Genomic DNA, 23,224 nt, shown 5'->3' with positions numbered 1-23,224 from the left:
CCAATGAGAATAAATTTTTAGTGAGAACGTGCTTAAATTTGATCGTTCGCTCAAAGATGCACCGTCTTTCCAGTAAAGCCAAAAAAAATTAGCGAAAACAGGTGATTTCAATCGGACTTATCCTGCCTTAAAGGCGAATTGCATCGTTTATTTCGATTGGAATTTTTAGCAAAACTCGTTAGCAAAGCTGTAAAAAAAGCGCCACTCAGGACGCTTTTTCGCTACAAGGCGTAATCTTCGATTACAGAACGTGCACAGAGGCGGTATTGGTGGTTCCGCTTGGCACTAAGGCGCCGGAAACCATCACTACTACATCGCCTTTCTGACCATAGCCGCTGGCGATCGCCGCTTCTTTGCCAATGCGGTAAAAATCATCCGTGGAGGCGATTTCTTTTACCACGGAAGTGATGATGCCTTTGCTTAAAATAAGCTGGCGTGCGGTACGCTCATTGGTGGTTAAGGCCAGGATAGTGGCGTTCGGGAAATATTTACGCACGGACTTGGCTGACTTACCGCCTTCGGTCGCCACCACGATCAGCGGTGCTTCCAGCTTCTCGGCTGTCTCGACTGCGCCACGGCATACCGCTTCGGTAATGCGCATTTTGCGGTTGTCATGCTGCGAGTCGATACGGCTCTTCATCACGCGATCGGTGCGTTCGCAGATAGTGGCCATAATGGTCACTGACTCCAGCGGATATTTGCCCTTGGCGCTTTCGCCAGAGAGCATTACCGCATCGGTGCCGTCCAGAATGGCGTTAGCTACATCGCCTGCTTCCGCACGGGTAGGGCGCGGGTTCTTGATCATAGAATCCAGCATCTGCGTAGCGGTAATCACCACTTTACGCGCGCGGTTGCACTTCTTGATCATCATCTTCTGCGCAAAAATTACTTCTTCAACCGGGATTTCCACCCCCAGATCGCCACGCGCTACCATGATGCCGTCGGAAGCGTCCAGGATCTCGTCAAAATTGTTCAGGCCTTCCTGATTCTCAATTTTAGAGATGATCTGAATATGCTCGCCGCCGTGCTGTTTCAGGTGCTCGCGAATTTCCAGCACGTCGGAACGCTTGCGGATAAAAGAAGCAGCGACGAAATCCACTCCCTGTTCGCAGCCGAAAATCAGGTCGCGCTTGTCTTTCTCCGCCAGCGCAGGCAGCTGAATGGAAACGCCAGGCAGGTTAACGCCTTTGTTTTCGCCCAGGTCGCCGTTGTTCAGCACCTTACAGACTACGGTGTGCTCGGTAACTTCGGTGACTTCCATGCCAATCAGACCATCGTCCACCAGCACGGTGTTGCCGATAGAAAGATCGGAAGCAAAGCCGGAGTAGGTCACCGCAACGCGTTCGCTGTTGCCGATAACGGACTGGTCAGTGGTAAAGGTAAAAGTCTGGCCGGCTTTCAGCGAAACGTCCGCACCGCCTTCCAGCTTCATGGTACGGATTTCCGGCCCTTTGGTATCCAGCAGAATAGCGGCCTGCTGACCGGTTTTGTTCATTACCGCACGCAGATTAGCGATACGCTTACCGTGTTCGTCGTAATCGCCGTGGGAAAAGTTCAGACGCATGACGTTCATGCCCGCGTCCAGCAGGTTGGTCAACATTTCTTCCGATTCGGTTTTTGGACCGATAGTACAAACAATCTTGGTCTTTTTCATGACGAGTCATCTGTTAAGTTGTGATGGATGAAATAAATCGAGAGCCCGGTGTTTGTGGTGCGTGCCGCCCGAGCGGCGAACTGAGATACAGCTTAAGGATAGGTGACAGAAAAAAAGCGTGCAGAGGAAGTTTAAACGCGGTTTTGGCGCAGGCGCAAAGATCTGTTGCGCAACGGGCTACTGTTTTTGCTAAAGGGCCAACCATACGCTGAAACCATTCAAGTGAAACAACGTTTCGTATTATAACTATTCAGCCCATTGAAAACCAATTAAAAAGTTTTTCAGAATGCAGGAAAGCTTGTAGCAGATCAGGTTGGGGTGAAAAAAATTATCAGGAAAAGGCAGAAAGATCGGGAGCGGCTTTGCGCGTTGCGCAAACTTTATAAACGGCAGGGAAACAAAGGGTAGAGTGTTCCAAAAACTCGTACTTGTGGACCAGACGCTTATTGGAGGAACGGAACGGAAAACATGATTTGGTGCGTCCGAGTGGACTCGAACCACCGACCCCCACCATGTCAAGGTGGTGCTCTAACCAACTGAGCTACGGACGCACTGTGATGTATTCTGAATGACCAAACCGGTCAACGGAACGGAAAACGTGATTTGGTGCGTCCGAGTGGACTCGAACCACCGACCCCCACCATGTCAAGGTGGTGCTCTAACCAACTGAGCTACGGACGCACTTTGGTGCGTTCTAGAGGACTCGAACCTCCGACCCCCACCATGTCAAGGTGGTGCTCTAACCAACTGAGCTAAGAACGCATCGTGCTGTCTGGGTGACAGCGGGGACGAATATTAGCGATAGCCCTGACGCCTTGCAAGCAGAAATCGCTATTTTTGGTGCGACTGCTGCGCAACTGTGCAGAGCGCGGCATTTTTAAACATTGCGGTTAAATTAAGGCGTTAGCGGGCTGCCCGCGCCAGCAGCACCGACTCCGGCTGGCGTTGCAGCCGCAAAATACGCCAGACCATCATAACGGCGCTGGAGGTCAGCCCAATAATAAAGCCGGTCCAGAAGCCTGCCGGGCCCATCGGCGCGACCACCCAGTCCGTAAGCGCCAGGATATAGCCGCTGGGCAAGCCAAGCACCCAATAAGCGATAAAAGTAATAAAGAAAATAGCGCGGGTATCTTTATAGCCGCGCAAAATGCCGCTGCCTATCACCTGAACCGAGTCGGAAAACTGATAGACGGCGGCCAGCAGCATCAGTTGAGCCGCCAGCGCCACGACTGCCGGATTATGGTTATAAAGCAGGGCAATCTGTTCGCGAAAAACTACGGTAAATAACGCCGTCAGCAAGGACAGCGACATACCGACGCCCTGAGCGGTCCAGGCGGCTACGCGGGCCGCTTCTGTCGAGCCTTGCCCAAGTCGGAAGCCTACGCGAATAGTGGTGGCGGCGCCGAGCGAAAGGGGCAGAACGAACATCAGCGAACTGAAATTCAGTGCGATCTGGTGCCCGGCGACTTCTACAATCCCCATCGGCGAGACGAGAAGCGCCACTACGGCAAACAGCGTCACTTCGAAAAACAGCGCCAGCGCTACGGGCAAGCCGAGCTTAAACAAGCGAGAAAGGGCGGTGCGATCCGGCATACTAAACCGTTCGGCCAGATGAATATCCCGCATGGAAGGTGCGCGCGATACCCAAAACTTCATGGCGATAAACATCACCCAATAAACGGATGCTGTCGCCACGCCGCAGCCAACGCCGCCAAGCGCGGGCATGCCAAAATGGCCGTAGATAAAAATATAGTTGACCGGGATATTAACCAGCAGTCCCAGGAAACCCATCACCATGCCAGGCTTGGTTTTGGCAAGGCCTTCACACTGATTACGTGCGGTTTGAAAGAATAGATAGCCGGGCGCTCCCCAAAGCAGCGCATGCAGATAGCCGACCGCTTTATCCGCCATAACGGGATCGATATCGTGCATAGCTCGGATCATATAACCGGCGTTATAAAGCACCAGCATAATCAGCAGTGAGGCAAAAGCGGCCAGCCAGTAGCCCTGGCGAACCTGGAAGGCGATACGATCCCGGCGGCCCGAGCCGTTATATTGCGCCACCACGGGCGTAAGCGAAAGCAGCAGACCGTGCCCGAACAGAATAGCTGGCAGCCAGATAGAGGTGCCCACGGCCACGGCGGCCATATCCGTCGCGCTAACATCGCCAGCCATCACCGTATCCACGAAGCCCATAGCCGTTTGCGCTACCTGCGCGAAAATAACCGGGATCGCCAGCGCCAGCAATTGACGCGCCTCTGTTAAATACTTCTGCACGCATACACCTGTTTTTTAACTGAAGGGAGAGAGACTATTTGGTATAGTTTTGAGATCAGACAAGAATAGCGAAAAATCCACCGAGGTCATAATTATGTTTACCGGTATTGTGCAGGGCACCGCAGAGGTGCTGGCAATCGAAGAAAAACCGAATTTTCGCACCCATATTGTCCGGCTGCCCGATGAGCTGCTGCCGGGACTGGAGCTGGGCGCGTCCGTTTCTCATAACGGCTGCTGCCTGACGGTCACTGAAGTTGACGGCAACCGCGTCAGTTTCGATCTGGTCAAAGAAACGCTGCGTATTACCAATCTTGGCGAGCTTAAAATTGGTGATGTGGTCAACGTTGAACGCGCAGCAAAATTCAGCGATGAAATCGGCGGCCATTTAATGTCCGGCCATATAATGACCACGGCGGAAATCTGTAAAATCCTGACCTCGGAAAATAACCGTGAAATCTGGTTTAAGCCGCAGGACGGCGAGCAGATGAAATATATTCTGCATAAAGGCTTTATCGGTATTGACGGCATCAGCCTGACGGTGGGCGAAGTCACTAAAAGCAAATTTTGCGTGCATCTTATCCCGGAAACGCTGGCGAGAACCACGCTGGGCCGCAAACGGCTGGGCGACAAGGTTAACATTGAGATAGACCCGCATACTCAGGCAATTGTCGAAACCGTAGAGCGCGTGCTGGCGCAGCGCGAAGCCGCGCTACTGGCAGCCGCTGCGGAAAAAGAAAACGAGCCGGCAGCGGAATAACGCCTGCTTTTAGCGTTTCAGGCCAGGCTGGCGGCGATTATTGCCGGTCTGGTTTTTAAAGCGGTATAATTGGCCGATAGTTTTTATTAACCTGCTATAGAGAAAAATTTAAAACAAAGTCTGTTTCTTGTCTGCAGGGATTTTTCCCAGCGACCACCTGACCTTATTACAGGAAGACAACCCGCTGTCGGTGGCGGAAGGTTTTCACTATGACAATGCCGACAACCGGCCGGACCGTCGCTTTCTGCGTTATGAAAACAAAACCAGAGCGCCGCCCGGAACACAAGGCGATCGCTCTCTGTCACTATTGGCTGCCGTTACCGCTCTTCCCGCACTTTGCATCGGGCACAGCAGCCCCAACGCTTAACCGGGATAGATGCCGCGATCCTGCCTTGCCATCAGAATACGTTCGCAGGCCACAATGTAGGCCGCCGTGCGCAAAGAACAGCCTTTTTCGCTGGCCTTATCCCAGACGCTGACCATTGCCTCAGTCATAATCCTGTCCATGCGCTGATTGATTTCCTCTTCGCTCCAGAAAAAGCTCGCCATATCCTGCACCCATTCAAAATAGCTTACCGTTACGCCGCCAGCGTTACAGACTACATCCGGCACCACCAGAATGCCTCTTTCCGCCAGCATATCGTCTGCTTCCGGATAGGTTGGGCCGTTTGCGCCTTCCAGTACCAGCCGGCAGCTCAGTTTTTTAGCGCGCTCTGGCGTAATCTGTCCTTCCAGCGCTGCCGGGATCAAAATATCCAGCTGCACATCCCAGAACGCTTCACTGGCAATCTCCCGCGCCCCAGCAAAACCGGCGATTTTACGATGCCGCGCCTGCCAGTCGCCGAGCGCCACCAGGTCGATACCAGCCTCATTGTAAAGCGTCGCGCTGTGATCCTGGATAGCCACTACGCGTGCGCCCGCTTCAGCAAACAGACGGGCGGCCTCGCTGCCGACGTTACCGAAGCCCTGAACCGCCACGCGACTGCCCTCAATGCCGATACCGGCGCGACGGGCAACTTCTCTGCCTGTAATAAAGACGCCGCGCCCGGTTGCCTTTTCGCGACCCAGCGAGCCGCCAAGGTGCACAGGCTTGCCGGTAACTACGCCCGTGACGGTCGTGCCCTGATTCATCGAATAGGTATCCATAATCCACGCCATGACTTTACCGTTGGTACCAACATCCGGCGCGGGGATATCTTTCTGCGGCCCAATAATAAGGCCGATTTCACTGGTATAGCGGCGCGTCAGGCGCTCCAGCTCGCTTTCTGAAAGCGAGAAAGGATCGACGCGGATCCCGCCTTTAGCCCCGCCATAGGGCAGGTTGACCGCGGCGCATTTAATCGTCATCCAGGCGGAAAGCGCCATTACCTCATTGAGATCCACATCCGGATGATAGCGAATGCCGCCTTTACCGGGTCCTCGGGAAAGGTTGTGCTGCACCCGGTAACCTTCGAAATGGCGGATTGTGCCGTCATCCATCTGCAGCGGAATATCCACTATCAACGCGCGCTTGGGATGGCGTAAAGTTTCTGTCCAGCGAGCCAGTTCGCCTAAATAAGGCGCCACGCGATCTATTTGTCGCAGATAAGTGGTCCAGGCAGAGGTGCTGCTTTCTGATGCGTAAGATAACTTTTCCATATAGAACCTTATCGATTTTGAGTCATTAAATATGTAGGGAAATCGCTAAAATCTGAACCTGGTTGACGGCAGTAAACCTAACATTAAATTCCGTCCTGTGTATTTTTCTTAACGTCTGCAAAAAATAAAACCAAGGTTTCTGGCTGGTTTCACGTGAATAATTAAGCAACTTTTTATAGCTGTATAGAGTGCACATTTATGCAAATAGTATGCAGTTGAATTGCATAAATTGAATTTTCTTTCGTTTTTTCAGAAGTTTGAAAGCGATCAAAAAGTGAATAGAATGAATCTTAGATGTGTTGACTTTGTTAACGAATGCGCACAGTATCATTCTCACGCCGCTCAAAGGAGCCGGTTTTATTTAACCTTCAGCCTGTGCTGCTATCTATTTAACTCGCCAGGTTATGAGCGATAAATTAATTAATTTAGCGACTTAACTGCGCCAGTGAATTACAGAATGTATTGATGTCGGCACGCCAAACCTTTCCTCTTTCATTTCAGGAGAAATGACAATGTCAGCACGTCTGAATCGTGAAGATTTCGATAAATACATGGTGCCCTGTTTTTCCCCCGCGCCTTTTATTCCGGTAAAGGCCAGCGGCTCCCGCGTTTGGGATCAGCAGGATAAAGAATATATCGATCTGGCTGGCGGCATTGCGGTTAATTCGCTGGGGCATGCTAATCCGCATCTTGCCGAAGCGCTAAAATCTCAGATCGACAAACTCTGGCATATCGGCAACGGCTACACCAATGAACCTGTATTGCAGCTGGCGAAGACGCTGGTTGCATCGACTTTTGCCGACAAAGTCTTTTTTTGTAACTCTGGCGCAGAGGCTAACGAGGCAGCGCTCAAGCTGGCGCGCAAATACGCCGCCGACCGACACGGCAAAGGCAAAAGCGAAATCATTGCTTTCCAGAACGCTTTTCACGGTCGCACCCTGTTCACCGTTACCGTAGGTGGTCAGCCCAAATACTCGGCGGACTATGCGCCCTTACCTGGCGACATCACCCATTTGCCCTACAACGATTTACAGGCCGTCAGCGACCATATTTCCGAGCGCACCTGCGCAGTCATTGTTGAGCCAATTATCGGCGAGGGCGGCGTGCGCCCGGCAGAGCCTGCATTTTTACAGGGGCTGCGCCAGCTCTGCGATCGCCATCAGGCCACGCTGATTTTTGATGAAGTGCAGACCGGCGCGGGGCGTACCGGTTCGCTTTACGCTTATCAGCATTATGGCGTCGAGCCCGATATTTTAACCAGCGCAAAAGGGCTGGGCGGCGGCTTCCCGATTGGTGCAATGCTGACGCGCGATGCCTGGGCGGAAGTTTTTCAGCCCGGCACGCATGGAACGACTTTTGGCGGCAACCCGTTAGCCGCCACCGTTGCTAATAGCGTACTGGCACAGTTAGACAGCACTTTGTTAGAGGGCGTAAAAGAGCGTCATAGCTGGATAGCGGAGCGCCTGGCAGCGTTAAGCGCCCGCCATAGCGTGTTCAGCGAAATCCGTGGCGCAGGTCTGCTGATCGGCGCAGAGCTGGCAACGCCTTATCGTGGTAAAGCCAAAGCGCTGACTAACCTTGCGGCGGAAGAAGGCGTAATCGCTCTGATCGCCGGGCCAGATGTCCTGCGCTTTGCGCCAGCGCTGAATATTCCTTTCAGCGACCTGGAAGCGGCATTTACGCGGCTTGAGCGCGCCGTTGCTCGTTTCGTCGGCTAACAGAGGAGTACGCCCGTGCTGTTTCGACCAGTTAAAGAATCCGATCTGCCCGATATCCTGCGGCTCGCTGCATGTGCTGGTCCAGGAATGACCTCGTTGCCGCATGATGAAACCCGCCTCAGGGCGCGTATTCACGGCAGTCTCGAAACCTTCGCGGGAAACCTGCCACGCGCCCAGCAAAGCTTTCTTTTTGTGCTTGAAGATCCGCTAACGGGTCGGGTGGCTGGCGTTAGCGCGATTGAAGTAGCCGTCGGGCTGAACGAGCCTTTTTATAATTTTCGCATTCAGCGTAGCGTACGTGCTTCACGCGAGATCGGCGTTTATAAAAATCAGGAGCTGCTGCATCTCAGCTATGACCATACGGGCCACAGCGAACTCTGTACGCTGTTTCTTGACCCGGATTACCAGCTCAATCGCAATGGCCTGCTGCTGTCGAAAGCGCGGCTGCTGTTTATCGCCGCGCACCGCCATCTTTTCTCCTCTCATCTTTTTGCGGAGATGCGTGGCGTGGTTGATGAGCAGGGCGGCTCGGCGTTTTGGGACGCGTTGGGCCATCACTTTTTTGAAATTCCCTTTGCCGAAGCCGATCGCCTGACCGGTACCGGCATGAAAACCTTTATCGCCGAGCTGATGCCTTCCTGGCCTATTTATATTTCGCTGCTGCCTGCGGCGGCGCAGCGGGTGATCGGTGAAGTGCATCCGCGTACCGCACCCGCCAGAGCAATCCTGGAAAAAGAGGGCTTCAGCTGGCGCGGGTCCGTGGACATTTTCGACGCAGGGCCGGTACTTGAGGCTGAAACCGATGTTATTCGCGCTATCCGTGACAGCCGGGTTATTACCGCTGGCCGGGCAGACGAGGCGTTAGCCACATCCCGCTCGCCCTTTCTTGTCGCCAGCGAAAATTTTGCTGATTTCCGTGCGGTGCTGGTACAGCCGGATACTGAAGATTGTCCCCTTTCACTTAACGAAGCCCAGCGCCGGGCGCTGCAGGTCAGTGATACTGACAGGCTGCGTCTGGTTTCCCTCTATCCAGAAGAGAGCGCACTATGAACCATGCAGCACATTTTATTGCCGGAGAGTGGCGCCAGGGCAACGGCCTGGAGCTGACCAAATATTCACCTGAAGATCAGCAAATTCTTTGGCAGGCGCAAAGCGCCGATGATGCCGATGTCCAGGCGGCCTGTGATGCGGCGCGCAAGGCCTTCCCTGGCTGGGCACGGTTGCCGGTTGATGCGCGAATGGAAGTTGTCGGGCGCTTCGCCGCCTGTCTGGCCGAGGCCAAAGAGCAGTTTGCCGCGCTGATCTCGCAGGAAACCAGCAAGCCGCTGTGGGAAACCCGCACCGAGGTACAGGCGATGATCGGCAAAGCGGCAATCTCGCAGGAAGCCTGGTCGCAACGCACCGGCTTTAGCGAAATAGCAATGCCGGACGGCAAAGCGCAACTGCGCCATAAGCCACACGGCGTAATGGCAGTGTTCGGCCCCTACAATTTCCCCGGACATCTACCGAATGGCCACATTATTCCTGCTCTGATCGCAGGCAATACCCTGGTTTTTAAACCCAGCGAATTGACGCCCGCTACGGCGGAAATGACTCTGCGCCTCTGGCAGCAGGCAGGATTGCCGGACGGCGTGCTGAATCTGGTGCAGGGCGGTAAGGAGACGGGTAAAGCGCTGCTGGAAAATCCGCAGATTGATGGCGTCCTGTTTACCGGCAGCGCGGCGGCGGGTTTTCATTTTCATCGCTATCTGGCCGGACAGCCGGAGAAGATGCTGGCACTGGAGATGGGCGGCAATAACGCGCTGATTGTGGATAGCTACAGCGACCGCGACGCCGCCGTGCAGTTGATCATTCAGTCTGCTTTTATCTCTGCTGGTCAGCGCTGCACCTGTGCCCGACGGCTGCTGGTAAAAGCCGGGCCGCAGGGCGATGAGCTGCTGGCCCGGCTGGTGGCAGTAAGCGAGCAAATCCGTGTTGGTCAGTGGAACGCCGAGCCGCAGCCCTTTATGGGCGGTGTGATCTCGCTTCAGGCGGCGCAGGCAATGCTGGAGGCGCAGCAAAAGCTGCTGGCGCTGGGCGGAAAAAGCCTGCTGGCAATGCGCCAACCCGATGCGCAGGCAACCAGGTTGACGCCCGGTATTATTGATATTTCAGGCATCAGCGTGCCGGATGAAGAGTACTTCGGCCCGCTGCTGAGCGTAGTGCGCTATGAAAGTTTTGACGAGGCGATCCGGCTGGCGAACCAGACGCGCTATGGCCTGGCTGTTGGGCTGATATCGCCGGAAGCGGCGTTATTCGAAAAGCTGACAGAAGAGGCGCGCGCCGGGATCGTTAACTGGAACCGGCCGCTAACCGGCGCTTCCAGCAAGGCGCCTTTCGGCGGCGTCGGCGCTTCCGGCAATCACCGGCCTTCGGCTTACTATGCCGCCGATTATTGCGCCTGGCCGATGGCCTCGCTCACCAGCGAATCCCTGACGCTGCCCGCCACGCCTTCTCCGGGCCTTCCTTTCTGATACCGAGGTTTTTATGTCTGGCTATGAAGCAAATTTTGACGGGCTGGTTGGCCCGACGCATCACTATGCAGGGCTGTCGGTCGGTAATGAGGCCTCGCAGCACAACCGTGACGGCCTGTCGAATCCGCGCAAGGCCGCATTGCAGGGCCTGGCAAAAATGAAGGCGCTGGCGGATCGCGGCTTTGTGCAGGGGATTCTACCGCCGCAGCCGCGCCCCAACGTTGACGCGCTACGTATGCTGGGCTTCACCGGTAACGATACGCAGGTTCTGGCACGCGCGGCGGCAACCTCGCCGCATCTGCTTTCTGCGCTCAGCTCCGCCTCGTCGATGTGGACAGCAAATGCCGCAACGGTTTCGCCTTCGGCAGACAGTGCGGATGGTAAGGTGCATTTCACCGTAGCGAATCTTAACAACAAGCTGCACCGTTCACTTGAAGCACCGGTAACGTCGGCCATCCTGCGGGCCACCTTTAATAATGACGCCCACTTCTGCCACCATGCGGCGCTGCCGCAGCAAAGCGATTTTGGCGATGAGGGCGCGGCTAACCATAACCGCTTTTGCGGCAACTACGATCGCCAGGGCATACAGCTATTTGTTTATGGTCGCAAAGCATTCGGTGGCGGCATTGCGCCGCAACGTTACCCGGCGCGTCAAACTTTAGAGGCAAGCGAAGCGGTAGCCCGTTTGCATCAGCTTAATCCGGATTACACGCTGTTTGCTCAGCAAAACCCTGTTGCGATCGACAGCGGTGTTTTTCATAACGATGTTATCGCAGTCAGTAACCGGCACGTGCTCTTTCATCATCAGCACGCCTTTGTCGATCAGGAAAATCTCTTGAACCAGCTACGCGAGAAAAGTGCCGCGCTGGGATTGCCGTTTGAGAACGTGGCGGTGCCGCAGGAACAGGTCTCGCTGGAGGATGCCGTCGCTTCTTATTTGTTCAACAGCCAGCTGCTGAGCAAGCCTGACGGGAAAATGGTGATTGTGGTGCCGGAAGAGTGCCGCCAGCGCGAAAACGTCTGGCGCTATCTTAACGACCTGACCAGCCAGCCTGATTCTCCGATCGACGAAATCCAGCTATTTGATCTGCGTGAAAGCATGCGCAACGGCGGCGGGCCTGCCTGTCTGCGGTTACGGGTGGTGTTGAATGAGGCCGAGCGAGCCGCCGTCAACAGCGGCAGCCTGATGAACGAAGAGCGTTACCAGCAGCTAACCCGCTGGGTGGAAAAACACTATCGGGATCGATTACACAGCAGCGATCTGGTCGATCCGCAGCTGCTGCGCGAGGTGCGGCAGGCGCTGGACGAGCTGACGCAAATTCTGTCGCTGGGGAGTATCTATGACTTCCAGCGCTAAAAAAAGAGAGGCGATAATTGACGATCTGCTTAATTGTCGCCTGCGCGATGCGCGCTTTCCCGCCGCGCTACAGGCGACCTGGCTGGACGAAGGCGTGTTACAGCTTATTCCTGAGCATCCGACCGGAGCCGTGGTAGTGTCCGCCGGGATCCACGGTAATGAAACCGCGCCGGTAGAGATGCTCGGCGCGCTGTTGGCATCGCTGATCGCTGGCGAGCAGCCGCTTAGCCAGGCGCTGCTGCTGATATTTGGTAACCTGCCCGCGCTGCGGGCCGGTAAGCGTTATCTGCATAGCGATATGAATCGGCTGTTCGGCGGACGTCACCGCGATGCCGCGCCGGGCAACGAGAGCCGACGGGCGGCGCAGCTGGAAAAGGCGACAGACGCTTTTTTTCAGCGAGCTGGTGGGCCGCGCTACCATCTGGATATGCATACGGCGATCCGCGCTTCGCGTTTCCCACAGTTTGCTTTAATCCCATGCCATCAACATAGCTACAGCAAAGCGTTTTACGCGCTGCTGGAAGCCTGTGAACTTGACGCGGTAGTGCAGCATACCGCGCCCGGCGGCACCTTCAGTCATTACGTTAGCGAAACCTTCGGTGCACAGAGCTGTACCCTGGAGCTTGGTAAAGCGCTGCCGTTCGGCCAGAACGATCTTAGCCGTTTCGCCGCTACCGACAGCGCGATCCGCGCCTTGCTGGCAGATAAACCGCTGTCGACAAGAACGCGTCCGCCGATGCATTTCTTTACGGTGGCAGAAAGCATCATCAAGACCAGCAGCGGCTTCAGGCTCAATCTGGATCCTGAGACAGAAAACTTTACCCGGCTTCCGGCGGGCTATGTTATCGCCTGCGAAGCGGATAAAACCTGGCAAGTGGACGACGCTGCGCCCTGGATCCTCTTTCCTAACGCTGGCGTCGCGCCGGGTCTGCGCGCAGGCCTGTTATTGAAACCGGGCTGTTCGCCGCAAAACTGAAGGAATTGCCATGACCGTTAAAGAATCGCCTACGCCGTCAACTTCTTCTCCTTCAGCACAGCTGCAACGAGGGCTGAGCGAGCGTCATATCCAGATGATCGCCCTGGGCGGCGCCATCGGCACCGGCTTATTTATGGGCGCCGGAAAGAACATCGCCGTGGCAGGCACCTCCATCCTTATCATCTATGCGCTGGTGGGTTTTTTTGTCTATTTAGTGATGCGCGCAATGGGTGAAGTGTTGCTGTCGAAGCTCGACTATCGCTCCTTTGCCGATTTTGTGGCGGACTATTTAGGTCCCAAAGCCAGCTTCTATCTGGGCTGGTCTTACTGGCTAAGCTGGGTTGTGACCTGCATCGCCGATGTGGTGGTCTGCGGCGGCTATATGCAGTACTGGTTTCCGGAAATGTCCGCCTGGATCCCGGCGCTGGTGACTTTGGGCATTCTCTGCATGTTCAACCTGCTGTCGGTTAAAATGTTCGGCGAGGCGGAATTCTGGTTTGCGCTGATCAAAGTCATTACCATCGTTGCGCTGATTTTTACCGGATTCTGGATGGTGGCTACCGGCTGGACGTCGCCGGATGGCGTCCGCGCTTCGCTCAATCATCTTACCGATGCGGCAGTGTTTTTGCCGCATGGGGTAGCGGGCTTTCTGGCAGGTTTCCAGATCGCCATTTTCTCCTATACCGGTATAGAGCTGCTCGGCACCATGACTGCCGAAACTCGCGACCCCGAAAAAATCCTGCCGAAAGCAATCAACGCCATTCCGCTACGTATTATCATCTTCTATATGCTCTCAATGGTGGTGATTATCGCCGTGACCTCCTGGGCGGCTATTTCCCCGGATGTCAGTCCTTTCGTCACTCTGTTTGCCAAAGCTGGCTTGCCAGCCGCCGCTGCTATTATTAACTTTGTCGCGCTGACTTCCGCTATGTCCTCTGCTAACAGCGGCGTTTATTCCAGCACCCGTATGCTCTATGGCCTGTCGGTAGAGAAGCATGCGCACTGGCAATTTCGCATCCTGTCGAGAACCACGCGGATCCCGGTGCGCAGCCTGCTTTTCTCCTGTTTTTGCATGCTGAGCGGGACGCTGCTGCTGTTTCTGGTGCCCGACGTGATGACGCTGTTTACCATTGTCTCCACGCTTGCGGCGATACTGGTTATCTATAGCTGGGGCATGATCCTGGTAGCCTATCTCGCCTACCGTAAGCAGCGGCCGGATCTGCACGCGCAATCGCGGTTCAAAATGCCGGCGGGTATAGTGATGAGTTGGGCAAGCCTGCTGTTCTTTGCTTTTACGGTAGTCATTATGATCTTCGATGCCGATACGCTGGCCGCGCTTTGCGCCATGCCGTTCTGGTTTGGCCTGCTCTGGATTATCTGGAAAGTGAAGATACGCCGGGCGCAGACGCTTAAAGTAGTCAGCAGCACCTGAAGGAGAGCAGCATAAAGCAGGGCGGTGACTAGTCTCTCGCCGCCTGAATAAAAATCGGCTTTAACGCTGACTTTTCAGACGACGACAAACGTGAAGCGATGGAGGGCCTGTGGCTGGAGCAAAGCATTACGGGCCATGGACGGCCCGTACTGAGCTGCCACGGATGGCGTTTTTTGCGTCTTTGCGGAAGACACAGGCCCTCCTGAGCCGGCACCGGCATACTATCAACCTCATTGGTTCTGACGCCGACTCTTTTAATCAGTGCGGAACGCGCAAACCGCCTTCTTTACCGTGAGTAAATACAACCTGCCAGAGCTGAATATCCCTGGCCCGGAAAGCGCCAGCGCAGGCGTTCAGATAGTAGCTGAACATACGCTTAAAGCGTTCGCCATATTTTTCCGCCAGCTGCGGCCACGCGGTTAAAAAGCGCTGGTGCCAGGCCATCAGCGTCAGATCGTAATCCGCACCGAAATTATGCCAGTCTTCCATAACAAAATGCGGTTCGTGCGCCTCGGCAATATGGCGAACGGAAGGCAGGCGGCCGTTCGGAAAAATATATTTATCAATCCACGCATCGACATGATCGTCCGTTTTATTCGCGCCGATAGTATGCAGAAGAAATATACCTTCCGGCTTCAGGTTACGATCCACAACGTCGAAATAAGTGGCGTAGTTTTTGGGGCCAACGTGCTCAAACATACCGACGGAAACAATACGGTCAAACTGCCGATCGAGATCGCGGTAGTCCTGAAGCAGAATAGTGACATCCAATCCTTCGCAACGCTGCTGCGCCAGCTTCTGCTGCTCGGCGGAAATGGTCACGCCAGAGACTTTCACACCGTAGTGGCGAGCGGCATAGGCTGCCAGTCCGCCCCAGCCGCAGCCGATATCCAACAGCGTCATGCCGGGTTCCAGCTGAAGCTTTTCGCAGATCATCTTCAATTTGGCTTCCTGCGCCTGCTCCAGCGTCTTTGCCTCTTTCCAGTAGCCGCAGGAATATTGCATATAAGGATCAAGCATCAGGGTAAAAAGATCGTTACCAAGATCGTAATGCTCTTTACCGACAATCCAGGCGCGCTTGCGGGATTGCAAATTAGTCAGACGCGCAGCGGCAATACGCAGCGTATCTTTGAAATGGTGGGGAAGCTGTTGATCCAGTTTGGCCAGCAGCACGCGGTGAAAAAACATATCCAGCCGCTCGCACTCCCACCAGCCGTCCATATAGCTTTCGCCCAGGCCTAAAGATCCTTCCTGCATAACTCGTTTAAAAAAGTCAGGCTGGTTGACCTGGATATCCCAGGGACGGGTGCCGTTAATTTCAATATCGGCGTTGCGTAACATTTCCTGGGCGATGCGGTACCACTGATTTTCTTCCAGGCTCACTTCTTCTATACACGATGAACTCATAGCTTCTCCATCACCCTTCGTGATTGAAACCTGAGAAAAAGCATAGTCAATTTCTACAGGATTGTGAGAAAACGCACACTTTGCAGTGCGCCTGATATCCGACGTTACAGAGGATTGAATTGAAACCTGCAGGGTAAAAGGGGCTTGCCAGAATTGAACACCCGGACAACCCTGTCAGGACGCAAAAAATGATACAAAGTTGTTATAATTTATTGCCTGAAAGCGAGTATAGGCTCACCTCAGGCAATATTCAACGCCTTATTGTTAGGATGCTAACTATCTGGCATCAGGCAGTTAACGGCGGCTCTGCGCTGCGGCTAACGCCGTCTGCTTAACCGTTGCCCGCTGTAAAATATAGCCAATTAGCACCAGAAAGACAGTACCGAGCATCACCCGCGAGGTCGTAACAAGCGGCGTAGCGATAAAACCAGAAACCAGCATGCTGGCGACAAAACAGAGACCGAGCTGCAGGGCATTTTGCAGCGCGGCCGCTTTGCCGCTGGCCTGCGGGAAAGGCTGCAGCGCACTGGCTACCACAACGGGATAGATAGCGCCGTTAGCCAGCGCCATGCCGCAGAACGGCAGCAGCAGTGCCCAGGTCGAAGGCATTTCCACCTGCGCGGCGATAAAAAAGGCGCCCACGCTTAACGCATAAATGGTCAGCAGCCATGGCAGCAGCGATGCGCCTTCCGTGCGCTTCAGCAGCGTGCGGCAGCCATAGCCGCCTGCCAGAAAAGCCAGCGTCTGCGGCACATAGCTCAGCCCGATATCGCCTGGCGACATGCCCAAATCGGCGAGGATAAAAGGCGAACCGGTCAGCCAGGCGAAAAAGCAGGCGGAGCAGGCGGCATAAATCAGCACGTTGCCGCTCCAAATTGGCGACTTCAACAGGGTAAAGAAGCCGACTTTTGCTTTCTCTGTGGAATGTGCTTCAGGCTTGGGCGCGGCGATAAAAAGCGTCGCCGCCAGCAAAATCAGGGCCAGCAGCAGCAACGCGACAAAAATTGCCCGCCAGGAAAAATGATCCAGCAGCCAGGCACCCAGCAGCGGCGCCAACGCGGGCGAGAGCGCGACCAGCGGCATAATAGTGGCGAAAACGCGGTTGGTCTGGCTGGCAGGATAGCGATCGATCACCAGCGCCTGCCAGCTTACGGCAGCGGCACAGATCCCCACGGCCTGAATAAAGCGCAGCGCCAGCAGCAGCGGAGTGGACTGCACCCAGTACATGGCGCCGCAACCGAGGGCGAACAGGCTCAGGCCCATCAACAGCACCGGCTTACGGCCAATACGGTCAGAAAGTGGCCCCCAGAAAAGCTGCGCGCTGGCGAAACCGGCCAGGAACAGACTCAGGCTGGCACCAATTACGCTCGCGTCGGTTTGCAGATCCTGCTGCATAGCGCCAAAGGCAGGCAGATACATATCGGTGGCGAGAAAACCGGCCACGCTCAGCAGCGCAAGGTAAAGCAAAAATCCTTTCGATGGCATAAGAAATAGCTCTGTTAGGAAATAAATAGCGGGCGGGAGTGTAAAAGAGTGCCGCCAGCGTTGTGAAACGGTAATATTTGCATCCTGCGTTCAAAATTTTTGCAGGGTAATTATGTGGTCTGAACATTCGCTGGAAGTGATAGATGCGGTTGCCAGAACGGGCAGCTTTACTGCGGCGGCGGCGGAGCTACATCGCGTGCCTTCTGCTATCAGCTATACCGTCCGTCAGCTGGAAGAGTGGCTGGCGGTACCGCTTTTCGAGCGACGCCATCGCGATGTAGTGCTCACGGCAGCGGGTGAGCATTTTATTCAGGAAGGGCGTGCTGTTATCAAAAAAATGCTTGTCACGCGCCGTCAGTGCCAGCAGGTGGCCAACGGCTGGCGTGGACAGCTGAATATTGCCGTCGATCGTATTGTTAAGGCATCGCGCACCCGCCAGCTGGTGGTGGATTTCTACCGCCATTTTCCGGATATGGAGCTGCATCTCTCTTCAGAGGTGTTTAACGGCGTCTGGGATGCGCTGGCCGATGGCCGGGTAGACGTAGCGATAGGCGCAACGCAGGCAATCCCGGTTGGCGGCAGGTTCGCCTTTCGAAATATGGGCGCATTAAACTGGCGCTGCGTGGTAAAAGCGGGCCATCCGCTGGCGCTACACAAAGAGAAGATTAACGAAGAGGCTATTCGGGAATGGCCTTCACTGGTGCTGGAAGATACCTCGCGCGCGCTGCCGAAAAGAACTACCTGGACGCTGGATAATCAGCGGCGGCTGGTGGCGCCGGACTGGGAAAGCGCCTTTGATTGCCTGCTGGCCGGTCTGTGTGTGGGCATGGTGCCGGGCCATCTTGCGCAACCGCTGCTGAAAAACGGCTCGCTGTGCGAGCTGAAGCTGGAGCCGGCTTTTCCTGACAGCCCCTGTTGCGTTAGCTGGTCAGAGCAGCAGACCTCGCCAGCCCTGAGCTGGTTACTGGACTACCTGGGCGAAACTGAAACGCTGAACAGCGAATGGCTGCGGGAGGAAACGGGCGGCTAAAAGCCGCCTGAGGTTGCTGACAAACCTGAAGCATTCCTCACACCTGGCTTTTTTTTACAGCCATACGGCAGCCTGATAGCGGCAGAGGCAGGGCGGATAAGCGGACCGTTTGGCGCATGGACGCGCCAACCGAGCCTCCACGGACGGATTAACGGCGTGTCCGTGTTCCGATCTGCCTCTGCCGCTCTGTCGCTGATTTAAACGCAACCAAAGGTTTGTCAGCAGCCTGGGGCGGCTTAGCGACGGTAGTCGAGGAAGGGGCCATCCGCAACGGAGCGGCGCTCAATTAGCGTTGGATGGACTTCAATAGTCTGCGGCTCTTCGCGCTTGCTGGTGATACGATCAAGCAGCATGTTAAAGGCCGTTGCGCCCAGGCGCTCTTTCGGCTGATGCACGGTGGTCAACGCAGGCGTAAAGTAGCGCGAGTTGCGCACGTTATCATACCCGATCACCGAAATATCCTGCGGTACGCGCAGGCCCATCTCGTCGGCAGCGCAAATAGCACCCATCGCCATGACATCGCCGCCGCAAAATACGGCGGTTGGCCGCTGTTTTTGCGCAAGCAGCTGCTGCATGGCGCGATAGCCCGATTCCGGTTCAAAATCGCCCTGAACCAGCCACTCTTCGCGCAGGGTAATGCCCGCTTCCGCCAGCGCTTTCAGAAAACCTGCGTGACGGCCGCCGCCGGTGTTGCGCTCCATATGGCCGGGGATCACGCCAATATCACGGTGGCCACGGTCAATCAGGTAGCGGCCAGCCAGATAGCCGCCCTCAAAAGCGTTATCCAGGATAGTGTCGGTAAAGTCACCGCGCGATTCCCCCCAGTCCATCACTACCATAGGGATATTGCGGTGCTCTTCCAGCATGGTGATCAATTCATCAGGATATTCCGCGCACATCACCAGCAAGCCATCCACGCGCTTTTGCGCCATCATCGACAGATAGGCTTTCTGCTTTTCCAGTTCATTATGCGCGTTGCCAAGGATCAGGGTATAGCCCTTGGCGAAACAGCTGTGTTCCACGGCCTCGATGATTTCGGCAAAGTAGGGCGCTTCGCTGGAGGTCGCCAGCAGGCCGATAGTTTTGGTGTTATTGACCTTCAGGCTGCGGGCCACGGCGCTGGGCGAATAGTGCAGCGCTTTAATCGCTGCCCAGACGGCTTCCCGCGTCTCTTCGGCGACGAAGCGGGTTTTATTGATGACGTGGGACACGGTGGTCGTGGAGACACCGGCGCGTTTGGCCACATCTTTAATGGTTGCCATGGAAAAAGACTCCTGCGCTGTTCAGTAAGTCACTGAAAAGCGGTTTGTTAAACGTTTGCCTGGAATTATAAAAACCCTGATGTATTTGCGCATTTATTGTTGCGGAATGGTTACATCAGGAGGGGGTTCAGGGTAGCGTAACCGACCTGACGCCTGCGTAATACCGGCATAAGGGCCTGTTGCGCAACAAACCGTGGATTCTAACAAGAGCGGCGGCAGAAAACGAGAATTTTACCCGTTACGCAGGGAAAAAACCTTTACGGAAGGCGAAAAACAACGGCCCGTTGCGCCTGATGCGCAACGGGCTGTAATTCAGCGAATAGTTTTCGGCGTCATTACGCGGCGGGCGCCGACATAATGCTGCTCCCAATAATCTTCGCTTAGCGCGCTGACCTGAATATCCTTCCCGGTGCGCGGCGACTGGATAAATTTGCCGTCGCCCAGATAGACGCCCACGTGGTCAGCGGCGCCACGGCCGTTGATGCGGAAGAAGACCAGGTCGCCTTTTTCCAGTTCGCCGCGTTTTATGGAGGCAGCGTCTCGCAGGTGATACATCTCGTTGGCCGTACGGGGGATTTTAAATTTCACCAGATCTTTATAGGCGTACCAGACAAGGCCGCTACAGTCGAAACCGGTTTTAGGCGAAGTGCCGCCCCACAGATAGGGTTTGCCCAGCTGGCTCATCAATTTGTTCATCGCGGTTTCGCGTGCTTTCTGATAGCGCGCGCGGTGTGCCTTGCTGAGCTTAAGTGGCGAAGATGCCGAGCCGCTGGTCAGGGCTTCCGTTTCTTCGTTGCGCAAACGGTGACGGCCATAGCGTTTTTTAGGCGGCAGAGCGGCGGCGGCCACAGACTCTTTTTTGCGTAATTTATATTTGGGCGTGCGGCTTTTTTTGGTGGCAACTTCTTTGGCTTTACGGCTGCTGGTTTCTTTGACTTTGCGGGTGGTGGTTTTAACCGGGCGGCGCTTACGGCGATCGTCTTCGCGGGCGGGTGTAGCGCTGTCCGCCTTGTGGTGATCCGCTTTAACGGCAGCGTGAGGCGATGCGTGCGCCATGGACATAAACAGCTGGGCGAAGGCCAGCATGAACAGCGTGATGAGTAAACGCATCTTTACCATTAACAGTTTGTGCTCCCGCCAGAGGCAAGAGCATGGCTAAATAAGGAGAGCTGCGGCTGGGCAGTCAGTTAGGACAATTCTAATCGAACTCTTTACTAAAAAGTAAGGCCTTTTTTGTTTCAATCCTTACGAAGCGGTAAAAGCTGTAAAAATCAGCCAGTTCAACCGTTTATCTGCGCAAAATTAGCGCTGAAATTTGCAGTTAACGCAGCGTAAGCAGGCGGAAAATGGTATTTTAGCGTTTTGTTTTATAACCGTAGCGGCAGCGGGCGGCTGAAAATGAGATTTTCATCGCACGGGCAGACTCGCTACACTATACAGACACGTAGTAGCCGATTGAGGAAGGCATTTATGAGCACCATTGAGAAAATTGAGCGCCAGATCGCAGAAAACCCGATCCTGCTGTATATGAAAGGCTCCCCAAAACTGCCAAGCTGCGGCTTCTCCGCGCAGGCCGTTCAGGCGCTCTCCGCCTGCGGCGAGCGTTTTGCCTATGTGGATATCCTGCAGAATCCGGAAATCCGTGCCGAACTGCCTAAATATGCCAACTGGCCGACTTTCCCACAGCTGTGGGTTGATGGCGAGCTGGTCGGCGGCTGCGACATCATTATTCAGATGTTCCAGGCTGGCGAACTGCAGCAGCTGATCAAAGAAACGGCGCAGAAATACCCAAGCGACGCGGCTGAATAAGCCAGCGCGGCGTCTGCCATTGCGCAGGTTTAAACAAGCTGCACCTGAATCAATCAGGTGCAGCTTTTTTTATGGCGCGACTGCGCGGCTCAGCAGATTATAATTTTTTAACAGCAGCCAGGCGCGGCAAATAAAGAAACCGGTAATAAAGCCTGCTGAGGAAAACATCAGCAGCAGCTGCGGTAAGGGTACCGCCTGCTTATCGGCCCGTAGCGCCTCCTGATAACCCAAATAATAGCGTAAGAGAAAATAAGCCAGGGTAATAACCAGGATAACGGGCGTGCCGGGCGCAACCAGAGTGAGCTTATTTTTCCCCAGCCTGAAGCGTTGCGACTGCAACAGAGAATAGGATAACGCGGCACCGATCATAGCGCCCGCCAGCCAGGCCGCCATATCAGACACCAGATGCGGATATTGCATAAAGGTGTGCAGAGATAGTGCCAAAAACGCCAGCGGGGAAATTAACGCCCGTCGCGGGTTAACTTCGCGCGGGAAACAAGATTTGATGCTGAGCCAAAGTAATAAAATAAATAAAAGAAAAACCCACTTTGGGGTATGCGCTGCTATTTCCAACATAATCGCTTCCTGGCCGATCGGTGTTCCATTGATCGACAAGCATGCCACGTTGTTAGTTAAATAGTTTGAGCTACCACAAAGAAGCCCGGATTGACTGAATCCGGGCCGGGCAGGGTTTAGCTTTCGCTTTCTGTCTGCATCTCCGGCAGCGGCCAGCCGCCAAGGCGCTTCCAGCGGTTAACCAGCTCGCAAAACAGATCCGCGGTCTGCACGGTGTCATACAGCGCCGAGTGGGCTTGCGAGCTGTCAAAAGGCATCCCGGCTGCGGTACAGGCTTTCGCCAGCACCGTTTGTCCCAGCACCAGTCCGCTCAGCGCGGCGGTATCAAAGGTAACAAACGGATGAAAAGGGTTACGTTTCAGTCCGGCTCGCTCCGCTGCGGCGTTCATAAAATTCAGATCGAAGGTGGCGTTATGCGCCACCATCACGGCACGGTTGCAGCCCTGGTCTTTAATGCCCTTACGCACGGCTTTAAAAATAGCGTGCAGCGCTTCATATTCACTGACCGCGCCGCGCAGCGGATTTGACGGATCTATCCCGTTAAACGCCAGGGCTTCCGGCTGCAGAACAGAACCTTCGAACGGCTCAACGTGGAAATGAAGCGTTTCGTCTTTTTCCAGCCAGCCGTCGGCGTTCATTTTCAGGGTGACGGCCGCCACTTCCAGTAAAGCGTTGGTTTTGGCGTCAAAACCCGCGGTTTCAACATCGATTACCACCGGATAAAAACCGCGAAAACGGCTGCTGAGGGCGTTAAGTTCGTTCGATTCGGACATCAGGATCTCACAGGCGAAAATTGAGGGCGCATTATGGCAAATTTCGCTACGGGTTGCAGCAGAAGAAGGGGAAAGAAGGGTGCCTGAACGGCACCCTGACGCGTTACGCGCCCAGGCCGTGGCCCGCGTGTTTGTTTTCGATCAGTTCGATTTTATAACCGTCCGGATCTTCTACAAAAGCGATAACGGTAGTGCCGCCTTTAACCGGGCCGGCTTCACGGGTGACATTGCCGCCTTCGCTGCGAATGCGCTCGCAGGTGGCCGCTACATCGTCCACGCCCAGCGCGATATGGCCATAGGCGTCGCCCAGCTCATATTTATCCACGCCCCAGTTATAGGTCAGCTCAATCACCGCGCCTTCGCTCTCTTCGGTGTAGCCAACAAAAGCCAGCGTATATTTATATTCGGTGTTTTCGCTGGTGCGCAGCAGGCGCATGCCCAGCACTTTAGTATAAAAATCAACGGAGCGTTGCAGATCGCCAACGCGCAGCATGGTGTGAAGTAAGCGCATAACATCCTCTTTTAAACAAACGTTATCATCCGATAACAAGCATAGCCTG

Annotated in this window: 20 protein-coding genes and 3 tRNA genes; 10 read left to right on the top strand and 13 right to left on the bottom strand. The window is 54.9% G+C overall.

The genetic code is table 11. The features are described 5' to 3' along the window. Positions 1-241 precede the first annotated feature (241 nt). The 5 genes from pykF to ACETPC_RS09040 all read right to left on the bottom strand — a co-directional run bounded on the left by pykF (position 242) and on the right by ACETPC_RS09040 (position 3,931). Complete coding sequence (gene pykF / locus ACETPC_RS09060; protein WP_380180570.1) at positions 242-1,654, bottom strand: pyruvate kinase PykF; 1,413 nt, start codon at positions 1,652-1,654, stop codon at positions 242-244. Positions 1,655-2,128: 474 nt separating this feature from the next. Next, positions 2,129-2,205 (bottom strand) — tRNA-Val (locus ACETPC_RS09055). Positions 2,206-2,258: 53 nt separating this feature from the next. Further along, positions 2,259-2,335 (bottom strand) — tRNA-Val (locus tag ACETPC_RS09050). Positions 2,336-2,339: 4 nt separating this feature from the next. Then, a tRNA-Val gene (locus tag ACETPC_RS09045) sits at positions 2,340-2,416 on the bottom strand. 141 nt (positions 2,417-2,557) lie between these two features. Next, positions 2,558-3,931 carry an MATE family efflux transporter gene (locus tag ACETPC_RS09040; protein WP_380180568.1) on the bottom strand — a complete coding sequence of 458 codons (1,374 nt, stop codon included), beginning with the start codon at positions 3,929-3,931 and terminating at the stop codon, positions 2,558-2,560. Positions 3,932-4,025: 94 nt separating this feature from the next. Between ACETPC_RS09040 and ACETPC_RS09035 the strand changes: the two genes are divergently transcribed. Both ACETPC_RS09035 and ACETPC_RS09030 read left to right on the top strand, forming a co-directional pair. Then, complete coding sequence (locus ACETPC_RS09035; RefSeq protein ID WP_380180566.1) at positions 4,026-4,688, top strand: riboflavin synthase subunit alpha; 663 nt, start codon at positions 4,026-4,028, stop codon at positions 4,686-4,688. Between the two features lie 127 nt (positions 4,689-4,815). Beyond that, a complete protein-coding gene (locus tag ACETPC_RS09030; protein ID WP_380180564.1) occupies positions 4,816-5,055 on the top strand; it encodes a hypothetical protein in 240 nt (79 codons plus the stop codon). Here the strand turns inward: ACETPC_RS09030 and ACETPC_RS09025 are convergent. Next, entirely contained in the window at positions 5,052-6,326 is a 1,275-nt protein-coding gene (locus ACETPC_RS09025; RefSeq protein ID WP_380180562.1) for a Glu/Leu/Phe/Val dehydrogenase, read from the bottom strand. The genes ACETPC_RS09030 and ACETPC_RS09025 overlap by 4 nt on opposite strands. Positions 6,327-6,838: 512 nt before the next feature. Between ACETPC_RS09025 and ACETPC_RS09020 the strand changes: the two genes are divergently transcribed. From ACETPC_RS09020 to ACETPC_RS08995, 6 genes are read left to right on the top strand one after another with little or no spacing between them, the layout of a single operon-like run. Further along, entirely contained in the window at positions 6,839-8,044 is a 1,206-nt protein-coding gene (locus ACETPC_RS09020; protein WP_380180560.1) for a bifunctional succinylornithine transaminase/acetylornithine transaminase, read from the top strand. Positions 8,045-8,059: 15 nt separating this feature from the next. Then, positions 8,060-9,094: an arginine N-succinyltransferase gene (astA, locus tag ACETPC_RS09015; protein WP_380180559.1), complete on the top strand. Its 1,035-nt coding sequence runs from the start codon at positions 8,060-8,062 to the stop codon at positions 9,092-9,094. After that, complete coding sequence (gene astD / locus ACETPC_RS09010) at positions 9,091-10,557, top strand: succinylglutamate-semialdehyde dehydrogenase (RefSeq protein ID WP_380180557.1); 1,467 nt, start codon at positions 9,091-9,093, stop codon at positions 10,555-10,557. Before astA ends, astD begins: the two co-directional genes overlap by 4 nt. A 13-nt stretch (positions 10,558-10,570) precedes the next feature. Further along, positions 10,571-11,914, top strand: a complete 1,344-nt coding sequence (gene astB, locus ACETPC_RS09005; protein ID WP_380180556.1) for an N-succinylarginine dihydrolase — start codon at positions 10,571-10,573, stop codon at positions 11,912-11,914. After that, positions 11,898-12,890 (top strand): succinylglutamate desuccinylase, encoded by a 993-nt coding sequence (gene astE / locus ACETPC_RS09000; protein WP_380180554.1) that lies wholly within the window; start codon positions 11,898-11,900, stop codon positions 12,888-12,890. The genes astB and astE overlap by 17 nt, the downstream gene beginning before the upstream one ends. Positions 12,891-12,900: 10 nt before the next feature. After that, positions 12,901-14,322, top strand: coding sequence for an amino acid permease (locus ACETPC_RS08995; protein WP_380180552.1), 1,422 nt, complete (start codon positions 12,901-12,903; stop codon positions 14,320-14,322). Between the two features lie 258 nt (positions 14,323-14,580). Here the strand turns inward: ACETPC_RS08995 and cfa are convergent, their stop codons facing one another. Together cfa and punC are read right to left on the bottom strand one after the other, a co-directional pair. Beyond that, positions 14,581-15,729: a cyclopropane fatty acyl phospholipid synthase gene (gene cfa / locus ACETPC_RS08990; RefSeq protein WP_380180550.1), complete on the bottom strand. Its 1,149-nt coding sequence runs from the start codon at positions 15,727-15,729 to the stop codon at positions 14,581-14,583. 294 nt (positions 15,730-16,023) lie between these two features. Continuing rightward, positions 16,024-17,214, bottom strand: a complete 1,191-nt coding sequence (punC, locus tag ACETPC_RS08985; RefSeq protein ID WP_380180549.1) for a purine nucleoside transporter PunC — start codon at positions 17,212-17,214, stop codon at positions 16,024-16,026. Positions 17,215-17,326: 112 nt separating this feature from the next. Between punC and punR the strand changes: the two genes are divergently transcribed. Beyond that, positions 17,327-18,244: a DNA-binding transcriptional activator PunR gene (gene punR / locus ACETPC_RS08980; RefSeq protein ID WP_380180548.1), complete on the top strand. Its 918-nt coding sequence runs from the start codon at positions 17,327-17,329 to the stop codon at positions 18,242-18,244. A 236-nt stretch (positions 18,245-18,480) separates the two neighbouring features. On the opposite strand, the gene purR is transcribed toward punR, so the two are convergent. Both purR and ACETPC_RS08970 read right to left on the bottom strand, forming a co-directional pair. After that, positions 18,481-19,506, bottom strand: a complete 1,026-nt coding sequence (purR, locus tag ACETPC_RS08975; protein ID WP_380180547.1) for an HTH-type transcriptional repressor PurR — start codon at positions 19,504-19,506, stop codon at positions 18,481-18,483. Between the two features lie 312 nt (positions 19,507-19,818). Next, positions 19,819-20,616: a C40 family peptidase gene (locus ACETPC_RS08970; RefSeq protein ID WP_380180546.1), complete on the bottom strand. Its 798-nt coding sequence runs from the start codon at positions 20,614-20,616 to the stop codon at positions 19,819-19,821. 360 nt (positions 20,617-20,976) lie between these two features. Here ACETPC_RS08970 and ACETPC_RS08965 point away from each other — a divergent pair, with 360 nt between their 5' ends. Then, complete coding sequence (locus ACETPC_RS08965) at positions 20,977-21,315, top strand: Grx4 family monothiol glutaredoxin (RefSeq protein ID WP_125289787.1); 339 nt, start codon at positions 20,977-20,979, stop codon at positions 21,313-21,315. A gap of 69 nt (positions 21,316-21,384) precedes the next feature. Here ACETPC_RS08965 and ACETPC_RS08960 read toward each other — a convergent pair whose 3' ends face one another. The 3 genes from ACETPC_RS08960 to gloA form a co-directional block, all read right to left on the bottom strand. Further along, entirely contained in the window at positions 21,385-21,891 is a 507-nt protein-coding gene (locus tag ACETPC_RS08960; protein WP_380180545.1) for a DUF6622 family protein, read from the bottom strand. A 116-nt stretch (positions 21,892-22,007) separates the two neighbouring features. Continuing rightward, a complete protein-coding gene (gene rnt, locus ACETPC_RS08955) occupies positions 22,008-22,664 on the bottom strand; it encodes a ribonuclease T (protein ID WP_380180544.1) in 657 nt (218 codons plus the stop codon). Positions 22,665-22,767: 103 nt separating this feature from the next. Further along, positions 22,768-23,175, bottom strand: coding sequence for a lactoylglutathione lyase (gene gloA, locus ACETPC_RS08950; protein ID WP_380180543.1), 408 nt, complete (start codon positions 23,173-23,175; stop codon positions 22,768-22,770). Between the last annotated feature and the right edge of the window lie 49 nt (positions 23,176-23,224).

The organism is Pantoea sp. sgz302252 (genome assembly GCF_042610525.1).
Lineage (GTDB): Bacteria > Pseudomonadota > Gammaproteobacteria > Enterobacterales > Enterobacteriaceae > Erwinia.
The sequence above is the reverse complement of the archived record's forward strand: the minus strand, read 5'-3'. Positions and strand labels throughout refer to the sequence as shown.